Source organism: Agrobacterium sp. rho-13.3 (assembly GCF_033957765.2).
Classification (GTDB): Bacteria; Pseudomonadota; Alphaproteobacteria; order Rhizobiales; family Rhizobiaceae; genus Agrobacterium.
Genome location: NZ_CP192774.1, coordinates 1,015,123 through 1,027,578, shown reverse-complemented (window position 1 = coordinate 1,027,578; position 12,456 = coordinate 1,015,123). Strand labels below are relative to the sequence as shown.

General features: G+C 55.9%; 9 protein-coding genes. 4 read left to right on the top strand and 5 right to left on the bottom strand.

Annotation, left to right across the window (positions count from 1 at the left end):
* Window positions 1-166: 166 nt before the first annotated feature.
* Together RMR16_RS05120 and RMR16_RS05115 are read left to right on the top strand one after the other, a co-directional pair.
* Window positions 167-940 carry an NAD kinase gene (locus tag RMR16_RS05120; protein WP_320200056.1) on the top strand — a complete coding sequence of 258 codons (774 nt, stop codon included), beginning with the start codon at window positions 167-169 and terminating at the stop codon, window positions 938-940.
* A gap of 11 nt (window positions 941-951) precedes the next feature.
* Window positions 952-1,443, top strand: a complete 492-nt coding sequence (locus RMR16_RS05115) for a hypothetical protein (protein ID WP_320200057.1) — start codon at window positions 952-954, stop codon at window positions 1,441-1,443.
* A gap of 103 nt (window positions 1,444-1,546) precedes the next feature.
* Here the strand turns inward: RMR16_RS05115 and RMR16_RS05110 are convergent, their stop codons facing one another.
* The 4 genes from RMR16_RS05110 to RMR16_RS05095 all read right to left on the bottom strand — a co-directional run bounded on the left by RMR16_RS05110 (window position 1,547) and on the right by RMR16_RS05095 (window position 7,347).
* Window positions 1,547-2,017 (bottom strand): cysteine hydrolase family protein, encoded by a 471-nt coding sequence (locus RMR16_RS05110; protein WP_320200058.1) that lies wholly within the window; start codon window positions 2,015-2,017, stop codon window positions 1,547-1,549.
* A 77-nt stretch (window positions 2,018-2,094) separates the two neighbouring features.
* A protein-coding gene (gene prfB / locus RMR16_RS05105; RefSeq protein WP_320200059.1) for a peptide chain release factor 2 occupies window positions 2,095-3,226 on the bottom strand; the annotation gives its coding sequence in 2 pieces (ribosomal slippage) (window positions 2,095-3,156 and window positions 3,158-3,226; 1,131 coding nt in all).
* A 171-nt stretch (window positions 3,227-3,397) separates the two neighbouring features.
* The gene (locus RMR16_RS05100; protein ID WP_320200060.1) at window positions 3,398-5,833 is read right to left on the bottom strand and encodes a penicillin-binding protein 1A; all 2,436 of its coding nucleotides are present in this window, start codon (window positions 5,831-5,833) and stop codon (window positions 3,398-3,400) included.
* Between the two features lie 314 nt (window positions 5,834-6,147).
* Window positions 6,148-7,347: an N-acetylmuramoyl-L-alanine amidase gene (locus RMR16_RS05095; RefSeq protein WP_413786004.1), complete on the bottom strand. Its 1,200-nt coding sequence runs from the start codon at window positions 7,345-7,347 to the stop codon at window positions 6,148-6,150.
* Window positions 7,348-8,066: 719 nt separating this feature from the next.
* Here RMR16_RS05095 and RMR16_RS05090 point away from each other — a divergent pair.
* Together RMR16_RS05090 and RMR16_RS05085 are read left to right on the top strand one after the other, a co-directional pair.
* On the top strand, window positions 8,067-11,003 hold the full coding sequence (locus RMR16_RS05090) for an Rne/Rng family ribonuclease (RefSeq protein WP_320200061.1): 2,937 nt from the start codon (window positions 8,067-8,069) through the stop codon (window positions 11,001-11,003).
* Window positions 11,004-11,209: 206 nt separating this feature from the next.
* A complete protein-coding gene (locus RMR16_RS05085; RefSeq protein WP_320200062.1) occupies window positions 11,210-11,830 on the top strand; it encodes a demethoxyubiquinone hydroxylase family protein in 621 nt (206 codons plus the stop codon).
* A 177-nt stretch (window positions 11,831-12,007) separates the two neighbouring features.
* Here RMR16_RS05085 and dksA read toward each other — a convergent pair whose 3' ends face one another.
* On the bottom strand, window positions 12,008-12,427 hold the full coding sequence (dksA, locus tag RMR16_RS05080) for an RNA polymerase-binding protein DksA (RefSeq protein ID WP_320200063.1): 420 nt from the start codon (window positions 12,425-12,427) through the stop codon (window positions 12,008-12,010).
* Window positions 12,428-12,456 lie beyond the last annotated feature (29 nt).

Genomic DNA, 12,456 nt, shown 5'->3' with positions numbered 1-12,456 from the left:
CACCTTCATGGCCTCCGCAACCCTGTTTGCTGTGGCCTGATCAAGAAGCTGTGGACTTCGTCGCGACGCCCGCCAAGTTTATCCATCTGCGGGATATGACCACTTGAAAGAGCTTGTCCTAACTGTACGTCTTCATGTACCAAAGGCCGTCAACAGGGGTGACGGCATGTCGCGTTCAACTCAGCACTTATGTTTTGTAGCCTCGACCACGGATGACGCGCAGGCTGCGCGCGATGAACTTATCGAGCGGTACGGAAACATCCCTTCCGATGAAGCCGATGTGATCGTGGTTCTCGGCGGCGATGGGTTCATGCTGCAAGTGCTGAATGAAACCATGAACTCCGGCAAGCGTGTCTACGGCATGAACCGCGGCTCGGTCGGATTTCTGATGAATGATTTCCGCGTTGCCGGGCTGGAACAGCGCATCGCGATTGCCACCGGCAATGATTTCCACCCGCTGCGCATGACGACCACCGACGCGGATGGCAACGAGTTCTCCGCACTCGCCATGAACGAAGTCAGCCTTTTTCGCCAATCCCACCAGGCTGCAAAGCTGCGTGTGGACGTGGACGGAAAAACACGGCTGGAAGAGCTCATCTGCGATGGTATGATGGTGGCGACGCCCGCTGGCTCCACCGCCTACAACTTCTCCGCCCACGGGCCGATCCTGCCGTTGGAATCACCGCTTCTGGCCTTGACGCCCGTGAGTGCATTTCGTCCCCGCCGCTGGCGTGGTGCCTTGCTTCCCAATAAGGTTACGGTCGATATATACGTTCACGAGAGTGAAAAGCGTCCGGTCAATGCCGTGGCAGACCACACCGAGGTCAAGTCGGTGCAAAAGGTGCGCATTGCGCAATCGAAGGATAGAACCGCAAAAATTCTGTCTGATCCGGATCGTTCATGGTCGGACAGGGTGCTTGCCGAACAGTTTACGAATTGATGACAACAAAGATGATGAAAACGCTCCTCGCCGCCGCTCTTTTCGCAACCAGTGCCCTTTGCGCCAACGCGCAAGCACCCGGCATTGACGCCCTGCCCGTCTCCACCATCTTCGTGACGAGCAGCGGCATGTGGGAGCAGGCAGCACCAGAGGCTGCCGCAGGGTCACAAACCACATCCACGCCCTCCACTGAGCCGACACGCGGTTATTACAAGGTGGTGGCCATGCGGCAGGGCGATGGCACGGCGAAAATCTATCTCCAGCAGATTGCCTATACCGCGAATGGCCCGAGCCTCGTCGAGACTGTGGAGCTGGATGAGTTCACCCAGATGAAAGCCTATGTGACGGATATACGCCCTGAAAGCTCTTCGGGCGCATCGGATGTTCCCGGCCTTTTCGTCACCGTTCACCTGAAAACCAACCCCACGCAAAAGGAAGCCGATGCGTGGACGGTTCTGATCGATGAACTGGGTGATATGAAAATCGAAAAAGCCTCGAACTGATCAGAGCATTTCCAGCAAAAGTGCGAAGCGGTTTTGCGTCAGGACAATGCGTTAAAACAAATCGATAGAGCATTTTCGCGTTTCAGAGAAAGGCGGGAATGCTCTAGAGGCCCAGTTCTTCGGGGCTATTCAAAACAGCGCCGAAATGGTGTTTCCAAAGGCGCGCTCCCAGCTCGCCGGAACGGTCCAGACTGGAGCCGACCGTCAGCCAGGGAACGAGCGTCGGGTGAAGCCCGGCGTCGAAAAAGGCAAAGCCTGCGGCCAGTACGCAGGTGTCGGCCTGAATGCCACAGACGAGAACGCGATCAAGCTTCAAAGACAGCAGATAATCCACCGCCTCCCTCGGCGGTGCATATCCGTGCTTGATGAAGATGCGATCTGCGGCAACCAGAGAGACGTCCGACTTGCCAGGCTTCCAACCCAACTGCCGTTCAAAAGGCGTAACGCTTTCGTCATGCCGCTCCACGCTGGCTGCGCTCGGCATTTTTCCGGCCAGACTGGTGATATCGCTGACCAGCGCCGCAGACGGGTTAAAACTCGGCTGCACGTCAACAATATAGAGCAACTGCTTCACGCCAAACCTCCAAAAGAAAAAGCCTCCCGCAAGGCAGTTTGCGAGAGGCCAATAGTCGCTAACCGCGATGCCCGCGATCAGTCGATGTCGGAAACCTCAACGTCCGCGCCACCGCTGATGCGGTGTGCGAGTGCAGCTTCCATGAACTCGTTTAGATCGCCGTCAAGCACGTTGCTTGGGGCTGTGCTTTCCACGCCCGTGCGCAAGTCCTTGACCAGCTGGTAAGGCTGCAAAACATAGGAGCGGATCTGGTGGCCCCAGCCGATGTCGGACTTTGAGGCTGCCTGCGCATTGGCTGCGGCTTCCCGCTTCATCAACTCGGCCTCGTAAAGACGCGAACGCAACATTTCCCACGCCTTGGCGCGGTTCTTGTGCTGGGAGCGTTCCTGCTGGCAGGCAACCGCGATGCCGCTTGGAATATGCGTGATACGGACAGCCGAGTCGGTGGTGTTGACGTGCTGTCCACCGGCACCCGACGAACGATAGGTGTCGATGCGGCAATCGCTTTCGTTGATGTCGATCTGGATCGAGTCATCCACGACAGGATAAACCCAGATGGACGAGAACGAAGTGTGGCGGCGCGCATTGCTGTCGTAAGGCGAAATACGAACGAGGCGGTGAACGCCCGATTCCGTTTTCATCCAGCCGAACGCATTGTGGCCCTTGACCAAAATCGTCGCGGATTTGATGCCCGCTTCTTCACCGTCGTGAATTTCCAGAATTTCGACCTTGAAGCCCTGACGTTCCGCCCAACGGGTGTACATGCGAAGCAGCATGTTCGCCCAGTCCTGGCTTTCGGTGCCGCCAGCGCCGGAGTGAACTTCCACGTAAGTATCGTTCGAATCGGCCTCGCCGGATAGCATCGCTTCCACCTGACGGCGGTTGGCTTCGCTTCGCAGCGCCTTTAGCGCATCTTCGGCTTCCTTGATGATGTCCGCATCGCCTTCGGCTTCACCCATCTCGATCAGTTCAACATTGTCGTTGACCTGTTGTTCGAGCAGTTTTACGCCGTTGATGGATTCATCCAGCTGCTGGCGCTCGCGCATCAGCTTCTGCGCCTCGGTGGAGTCATTCCAGAGGTTCGGATCCTCTGCCTTATTGTTCAACCAGTCCAGTCGTCTTATCGCCTGATCCCAGTCAAAGATGCCTCCTCAGCAGGCTTATGGCCTGCTTGATGTCGTCGACTATGTTCACGATCTCATTGCGCATGTCGCAGATACTTCGCTTTCGTTGAAAAAATTGGCACTCAGAGTCTATTTGAAAACGTCGGACGGATCGACCCGGCGCCGAGTTTCCAAATAGACTCCTGTTTGGTTGGCTGAATAAATGCGAGGGGCGCGGATGTAAACCCCGCGCCCCTCGCCTTTCCACCAATTGAATTTAGTAGAGGCCGCCGCCGCCGCCGGTAATGGCTTGCTGGGCTTGTGGAGACACGCGCAAAATATCTTCCTGAGACATCGCGCCATCCATGCCGATCACATTGAAGCTGCTGGCTGGGCCTGTGCCCGGCTTGAACGCTTCCATAATCGTGTCCGGCTCGCCTTCCGTGGCCGCCATGCCGGTTTTGCGATTGACCGCAATAAACTGCATACCCTCGGGCACGATGAACTTGCTCGGCTCCAGATGTTTTGCAGCCTGCGCAATGAACTCGCCGAAAATCGGCGCTGCCAGCGATCCACCGGTGCCGCCGCGACCAAGAGGGGCCGGGCTGTCGAAGCCGATATAAAGGCCCGCGACGAGATCAGGCGTATACCCCACAAACCAGGCGTCTTTTTCATCGTTCGTGGTTCCGGTCTTGCCGGCAACCGGCAAGTTGACCTTGATTTTGCCCGCAGCCGTACCGTGTTGAACGACACCTTCCAGCATCGACGTTGTCTGGTAAGCGGTCATAGGGTCGAGAACCTGCTCACGATTATCAACGATCGTCGGCTCGTCCTGATCCTGCCAACTTGCGGCGTTGCAGCCTTCACAGCCACGCTCCTCGTGACGGAAAATCGTCTTGCCGTACCGGTCCTGAATGCGGTCGATCACGGTCGGGTTGATCTGTTTTCCGCCATTGGCAATAACCGAATAGGCCGACACCATACGCATGACCGTCGTTTCACCGGAACCGAGAGACATGGCAAGCAGCGGCGGCATCTTGTCGTAAATGCCGAAGCGCTCGGCATATTCAGCCACCAGATTCATGCCCATGTCCTGCGCCAAGCGCACGGTCATCAGGTTACGGGATTTCTCGATACCAAGGCGCAATGTGGATGGACCGGCAGATTCACCGCCGTAGTTCTGGGGCCGCCAGACCTGACCACCGGACACAACCTCGATAGGCGCATCCATAACCACCGAGGCGGGCGAATAGCCGTTGTCGAGAGCGGCAGCATAAATGAACGGCTTGAAGGACGACCCCGGCTGGCGCATGGCCTGCGTCGCGCGATTGAACTCGGACTGACCGTAGGAGAAACCACCAACCATGGCGAGGACTCGGCCCGTGTGCGGGTCCATCACCACCATGCCGCCCTGTACTTTCGGCGGCTGGCGCAGGCGATAATCCTCTCCCTTGTCGGAGAGCGGCTCTACATAGATCACATCACCGGTCTTCAACACACCGGTGGGCGATTTGGCAGTCGCGCGCTGACCCTTGGAATCGCGATAGGCCCATTTCATATTCTCGGCCTTGATACGGCCTCGGCTGCGCAAATCGGGATTATCGCCATCGCCGTCCAGGCGAAGACCGATATCGACACCATCGGACGATACGGCGAGAACCACGGCCATTTTCCATTCCGGCACGTCGCGCAGCGGCTTCAGCTTGGCAAGCTCAGCGCTCCAGTCTCCACTGGCTTCGATCTGATCGACCGGACCGTGGAAACCACGGCGCTCATCATAATCCAGCAAACCGTCCTGAAGTGCCTTGCGCGCTTCCATCTGAATCTCAGGATCAAATGAGGTGCGAACGGAAAGCCCGCCTTCCAGCAAAGCCTTTTCGCCATATTTTTCAACGATCTGGCGACGCGCTTCTTCCGCGAAATAGTCCGAAGCGGCAATATGCGCTCCACCCCGGCGGATATTCACGCCCAGCGGCTGGGTCTTGGCATCGGCGGCGTCAGCCTGCGTGATGTAACCGTTCTCAGCCATACGGTCGACAACCCAGTTACGGCGCTCGACGGCCGCCTTTTCACGCCGAATGGGGTGGTAGTTGGCCGGGCCTTTGGGAAGTGCTGCCAGATAGGCAGTTTCGGCAATCGTCAGCTCCGTCACGGATTTATTGAAGTATGTCAGCGCAGCACTGGCGATACCATAGGAATTCTGACCGAAGAAAATCTCGTTGAGGTACAGCTCGAGGATCTTGTCCTTGCTGTAGGCCTGTTCGATGCGGAAAGAGAGGATCGCTTCTTTTGCCTTGCGCTCCATCGTCTGCTCGTTGGTCAGCAGGAAGTTTTTGGCAACCTGTTGCGTAATAGTCGAGCCGCCCTGTGTAGGTCCACCGGTCACATAAGCGACCGCGGCGCGAGCAAAACCGGTTACGTCGATGCCGGGGTGCTGATAGAAATTCTTGTCTTCTGCCGACAGGAAGGCCGCTTTGACGCGATCCGGAACGGCCTGAATGGGCAGGAACAGGCGGCGCTGCTTGGCGTATTCGGCCATAAGCGCGCCATTTCCGGCGTGAATGCGTGTCGTCACCGGCGGCTCATAACTGTTTAGCACAGCGTAATCCGGGAGATCCTTCGTGATCGTCACCAAATAAATGGCAACACCACCAGCCGCCACAAGGAACAGCATGCTGGCCAAGCCGAAGAAATATCCAATTAGTCTGATCATATTAAGCTACCGATACTTCGAATCGTAACTGGTTGCGCTCACAGTTATGAGCACATACTTGCATATAGCGTGCCGTTTTGCACACCGCTTCATCGATGACAAGCGCCGACAGGGGCATTCTCCGATATGTTATCGTGCGAAGGCCCGTTCCCGAGCGGAAATCTGGTGACCATCACCATCGAATCTCAACGTCGAGTAACGTGTGGAATGTGAGTAAAATAGGGCTTCGACCTTACAAACCGCACGAGTTAACAAGAGTTGAACGGTTTTAAAAGCAAAGGTCGCAGAGATGTCACAGCACCAATGCGCGTCTTTTAGCCGCCATTCGCCAAAGCTTGCGCCCGGTAACGGGTAACGGCTGTGGCCAGCGTGTCGGCAACCTTTTGGCGCCATTGATCATCCAGCAGCAGTTTTTCGTCGTCCGGATTGGAAAGAAAGCCAAGTTCCAGCAGCACGGACGGCACATCATGGGCGCGCAACACCTGAAAACCTGCGTAACGGTGCGGATTGTTGATGAGACCCACCTGCCCCTCGAAGGAATTGACGATGTTTTCCGCCAAAGTGACGGAAAACGCCTGCGTTTCGCGGCGGGTCAAATCCAGCAGAATGTCTGCGACCTCTGGCTGGGCATGTTGCACGGCAACGCCGGCAATCTGATCGGAAAGGTTTTCACGCTCGGCAAGGTCTTGCGCCATGCGGTCGGAAGCGCGGTCCGAGATGGTATACACAGTCGCTCCACGAATACCTTTTTGCTTCAACGTGTCGGCATGAACGGAAATAAACAGGTTTGCGTTCTGCTGGCGGGCAAGCGTCACGCGCTCCGAAAGCGCCAGAAACGTATCATCATCTCTGGTCAGAAACGCCTTGATACCGGCAATCTTGTTCAGACGGTCCGCAAGCTCCTTGGCAAAGGTCAGCGTGATGACCTTCTCATCCGTTCCCGTCACTCCGCCCTTTGCGCCCGCATCGATGCCGCCGTGACCGGCATCAACGGCGATCACGAAATCTGACTGGCGGGAGGTTTTCTGAACCACATCGGTGGTGACGGATGCTGTGGTCGCTGGCGCAAGCGCCTGCCAGTTCTGATTCTTCATCAGCTCTGCAAATTTCTGCTTCGTTGCGATTTCAGTGTCCAGCACGAAACGGAAGACTTTGCCGCCGTCTTCCAACTTGGTTTCCGCAATCGCCACCTGTACCGGCTTTTTCGCGGTCAGAACCAGCCGGGCGCTGCCCTCACCCATGCTGCCGAAACGAATATCGCTGAACAACCCGGTCGGGGCCAGATCACGTGTCGGAAAGGAAAAGCCGACTGCCGGAAAATCCACAACGATCCGCACGGGAGAATCAAGGTAGTGAACCTCGAATTCAGGCTCCTCGTTAAAATCCATCACCACGCGGGTTCGGGCTTCGTCACCGATGATGCGGGCGGAACTGGCGACGAGCGGTGGTTTACCCTCATTGGCGTGGACCGCACCAATCAAGGGTAGAATCGCAGCACATGCAACGGCGACAATCCGGCCGATTCGCCTGATCCAGACGCCGGAATATGACACCTTTTTTGCATCTCTGAAGATTTCGATGGCCGCCAACGTTATTTCCGTATTTTAGTCATTTCGATTAATGAAGCGGCTCATTTGCGCCAATTCATCGCAATTACACACAAGAGAATGGCGTGATTTGCGCCGCCGCGCAACAATCGCAGGCCTTGGTGAAGCAATTCTTAACTGTGAAATTCCGTCAATGATATGGCATATTTAGCCACCCTATTGCTATTGTGACGGATAAAACATACAACATGAATGAGGGTTAAAAGTGTTGACGGGATAGATGCCCGCCGGCTGCCAATCGACAAAGACGCTGGCGCTGTAAAATCGGGCAATCATCTGCCGTCGTTACATTTTTCTCCTGAAACTGGATCAATTCCGGCCGTGGCCGGAACAATACCCGGTGGCATGCCACCGCACGCTCGAAGAGAGCAATTTCATCGGATCCTTCGGGGTCTATTTATTAAAGTCGTTCCCGCTTGGCCAATGATGTCGTTGCAGCAGCTTTCACATGAACCGGATACAGGGCGCAGGCTTAACGCTTTGCCAGTCGTCCGGATGCTGCCAGTTTACAGACGCCGGGCAGGAAACTTCATTTCCGGCACACCCTCGACAATAAATGAAAGGCCTGCCCTTGTGGCGGGCTTATTCGCGTATGGGACAGGGCTGCGCCGAGGAGCACAGCTTACATGGCAGACAAAATGCTTATCGACGCCTCCCACGAAGAGGAGACACGCGTAGTCGTTGTTCGTGGAAATCGGATTGAGGAATTCGATTTCGAATCTGAACACAAAAAACAAATCCGCGGCAACATCTATCTTGCCAAGGTTACGCGTGTAGAACCGTCGCTTCAGGCCGCTTTCGTAGATTACGGCGGCAATCGTCATGGCTTTCTCGCCTTTGCAGAAATCCACCCCGATTATTACCAGATTCCGCTGGCCGACAGGCAGGCTCTTCTGCGCGCAGAGGCCGAAGATCACCGTCGCGGCGATGACTTCGAACCGGCAGATGCCCCCAATGAACCAACACGATCGTCCGTCGATCTGTCGCAGGCCGACCAGCCGGATGTTGGTATCGTTCCACTGACCGAAGCTGCGCCTGAAGAAACAGCGATTGTCGAAACAGTTTCGGAATCCACAGAAACCGAAGACGTTGCTTTTGAGACCGTTGAAGCTGTTGCTGAAGACGTTGTCGCAGAAGAAGAAAAGCCAAAGAAGCGCCCTCGCCGCTCCCGCGCCAAGAAAAAGCCGGACGCTGACGAAGCCTCTGCCGAAGCTGCATCCACGGACGAAAGCGCCGATGAAGATGGCGGCAAGGGTGGCGACATGGCTGCCATGGTCGATACCGATACGATTTCCGAAGAGGTCGAAGGCCTTGGCCGTAACAACGGCAATGATGACGACGACGATGATGACGACGATCATCACGAGAAGGAAATCATTGAATCCGTTGGCGCAGAAGATGCGATGGAAGAAGTTCCAGAGCGCATTTCCCGCAAGCCGCGCAAGCAGTACCGCATTCAGGAAGTGATCAAGCGCCGCCAGATTCTTCTGGTTCAGGTTGCCAAGGAAGAACGTGGCAACAAGGGTGCTGCGCTGACGACCTATCTGTCTCTGGCAGGTCGTTATTCTGTTTTGATGCCAAACACGGCGCGTGGCGGCGGTATTTCCCGCAAGATCACCCAGCCGGCAGACCGCAAGCGTTTGAAAGAAATCGCGCGTGATCTGGAAGTGCCACAGGGCATGGGCGTTATTCTTCGTACAGCCGGTGCAAACCGCACCCGCGTCGAAGTAAAGCGCGACTTTGAATATTTGATGCGCCTTTGGGAAAACGTCCGCACGCTGACGCTGAACTCCACAGCGCCGTGCCTCGTTTATGAAGAAGGTTCGCTGATCAAGCGTTCGATCCGCGACCTTTATAACAAGGACATCAGCGAGATCATCGTGTCCGGCGAAGAAGGCTATCGTGAAGCGAAAGACTTCATGAAAATGCTGATGCCGAGCCACGCCAAGGTCGTTCAGCCTTACCGCGACATTCATCCGATCTTCTCGCGCTCCGGCATCGAAGCGCAGTTGGACCGCATGTTGCAGCCACAGGTGACGTTGAAGTCCGGCGGTTACCTCATCATCAACCAGACGGAAGCTCTGGTTTCCATCGACGTGAACTCCGGTCGCTCGACCCGCGAACACTCCATCGAAGAAACTGCGCTTGCCACAAACCTGGAAGCGGCAGAAGAAGTTGCCCGTCAGCTTCGCTTGCGCGACCTTGCCGGTCTTGTCGTCATCGACTTCATCGACATGGAAGAAAAGCGCAACAACCGCTCTGTCGAGAAGAAGCTCAAGGATTGCCTGAAAAACGACCGCGCCCGCATTCAGGTCGGCCGTATCTCGCATTTCGGCCTTCTGGAAATGTCGCGTCAGCGTATTCGCGCATCGGTTCTGGAATCGACAACGCAGGTCTGCTCGCATTGCGGCGGAACCGGCCATGTTCGCTCCGAATCCTCCATCGCCCTGCATGTTCTGCGCGGCGTTGAAGAATATCTGCTGCGCAACACCACGCATAACATCACGGTTCGTTCCACGCCCGATACCGCGCTCTATCTGCTCAACCACAAGCGCGGCACGATTGTCGATTATGAAGCCCGCTTCGGCGTAGCCATCATCATCGCAGCAGATGCCAGCGTTGGTGCGCAGCATTTCGCGATCGATCGCGGCGAAGCCGTTGAAAACCCGGTCAAGATTGAAAGCCTCATCCAGATGCTTCCTGAATTTGAGGAAGAAGAGGAAGAAATCATCATCGAAGCCGATGAGGATGAAGACGAGGAAGAAGTCGTAAAGGCAGAAAAGACCGAGCCACGCCAGCCGCAGGCTGATACGGGTGAAGATGGCAAACGCAAGCGCAAGCGTCGTCGTCGTCGTCGTGGCAAGGGTGCAGCCCAGAACGGTTCTGACGCTCAGGGCGATACTGGAGAAGAAGGTTCGTCCGATGATCAGGACGACGATTCTGAAACCGACGAAGACGCAGTCGTTTCCACACAGGACGAAAACGATAGCGCCGCCTCCGAAGAAGCAAAGCGCAAGCGCCGCCGTCGTGGCAAGCGTGGCGGACGCCGCAATCGGGATGAGAACGGCGACATCATTGAAAATGATGGCAGTGAAGCTGAATCGGATGACGGCAACGAAGACGGCGCTGCTGCCGCTGCAATCGAAGGCGTCGAAGTGCCTGCTGTTGTTGAAGCTGTAGAGGCGGAAGCCGCAACGCCGACCGTGGAAGAAGCTGAAAAGCCGAAGAAGCCACGCCGGACCCGCAAGGCGAAGGAAAAGGTTACAGAAGCAGCGGTTGAACCCGCAGCACCCGTAGCTGCTCCTGCTCCCGCTGCCGTTGAAACTGTCGAGCCGGTTGTCGTTGATGTCACCGTCGCGGAAGTTGCGGTCGAAGAAGCTGGCCAGGCGTCTGCCGATCTCGGAAACGACACGGTAGAGACCGCCAAGCCTACTCGGGCCAACCGTGGTGACAACGTCTCGTCCTCCGAGCCGGTCGTCACCTCTGCTTCGAACGAAGGCACAGACGGCGACCAATCCAAGCCCCGCAAGGGCGGCTGGTGGCAAAGACGCGGCTTTTTCTAAGCCGCTGCTCTCTGACAAGATATGACAATGAATGGAGGCTCCGTATTACGGAGCCTCTTTCGTTTTCGGGTATATCTTGCAGAAGATGGGCGAATGTAATGCGTGCGCGATTGCCTGTAAGCCTATTGTGCGGTTCAGCTTATCTCTTGACGAAACAGTAAGAGGGTACTCTTAATGATTGCATGAGAATCGAGGCTGCGTGGGTAATGATTGATGTGTTGAGCAAGTCGAACCGCGACACCGCAATCACCATTCGTCGCATCCTCAAGGTCAACCACGCTGGCGAATTCGGCGCAATTCGCATTTACGGCGCCCAGATCTTGATAGCCGGTCGGCTCTTTCCTGACATCGTAAAGACGCTTGAAGACATGCGTGATGACGAGATCGATCATTGCCGCTTGTTTCGTGAGGCCATGCCTGAGCGCGGCGCCAAACCCTGTCGCGTCATGTCGCTTTGGAGCCTTGGCGGTTATGTGCTTGGCTTTCTCACCGCGCTGTGCGGGCGCAATATGGTGTGGATTTGTACTGAGGCTGTAGAGAGCGCAGTCCATCGGCATCTTCAAGATCAACTGGCTTTCCTAGATAACCGAGATCCTGATCTGCATGCTCTCATCGCATCAATTCAGGAACAGGAATTGGCGCACCTGCGGGAAGCAGAAAACAACCAGAAAAGCCAAGGCCTAAGCCGCGCTTTATTATTGCCGGTCATCGGCGCTCTGACAGATATGATGATCTGGCTGTCCACCTGGGGAGATTCGAGTTGTATGCGCTCAGAGATGGCGCGCGATAAAACCGCGAAGAGCGTTAAACCAACCAACGCGATTTGACCGCCATCTGCGGCCACATCGGCTTTGCTTTCAGCCTAAGTTGAAACTCTCTTGCAAGGCTTACCGCCATGTACGAATGGCTATTGCAAAAAGCCGCATCGTTTCCGATACGGCTTTTCGATAATCGAATGTCATGCATCTAGAAAAACAACGCAACTCAAGCGCAAAACTGAACACTCACTCGTCGCGATAGACCTTTTCGCGGCGTTCGTGGCGTTCTTGTGCTTCGATGGACAGTGTGGCGATGGGGCGGGCATCCAGTCTTTTGATGCCGATCGGTTCGCCTGTTTCTTCACAGTAACCGTAGGTGCCGTCTTCGATCCGTTGAAGCGCTGCGTCTATCTTCGAGATCAGCTTTCTCTGGCGGTCGCGAGCACGAAGCTCGATGGCCCGGTCTGTTTCAGATGATGCCCGGTCTGCCAGGTCCGGATGGTTGGCACTTTCTTCCGCGAGATGACCGAGCGTTTCGCGCGCCTCTCTTAGAATGTCGTTTCGCCAACCTATCAGCTTGGATCTGAAGTAGGCACGCTGGTTGGCATTCATGAACTCATCGCTTTCCGAGAGCACATAGTTGCTAAGATCGATCTTCTCACTCACGCGATTCTCCTCGAAGAACATCTCATATG

What these genes read in the sequence shown, in the direction of transcription:
- RMR16_RS05120 (WP_320200056.1), top strand. Translation starts at nt 167, where the DNA reads ATGTCGCGTTCAACTCAGCACTTATGTTTTGTAGCCTCGACCACGGAT.
- RMR16_RS05115 (WP_320200057.1), top strand. Translation starts at nt 952, where the DNA reads ATGATGAAAACGCTCCTCGCCGCCGCTCTTTTCGCAACCAGTGCCCTT.
- RMR16_RS05100 (WP_320200060.1), bottom strand. Translation starts at nt 5,833, where the DNA reads ATGATCAGACTAATTGGATATTTCTTCGGCTTGGCCAGCATGCTGTTC.
- RMR16_RS05090 (WP_320200061.1), top strand. Translation starts at nt 8,067, where the DNA reads ATGGCAGACAAAATGCTTATCGACGCCTCCCACGAAGAGGAGACACGC.
- RMR16_RS05085 (WP_320200062.1), top strand. Translation starts at nt 11,210, where the DNA reads ATGATTGATGTGTTGAGCAAGTCGAACCGCGACACCGCAATCACCATT.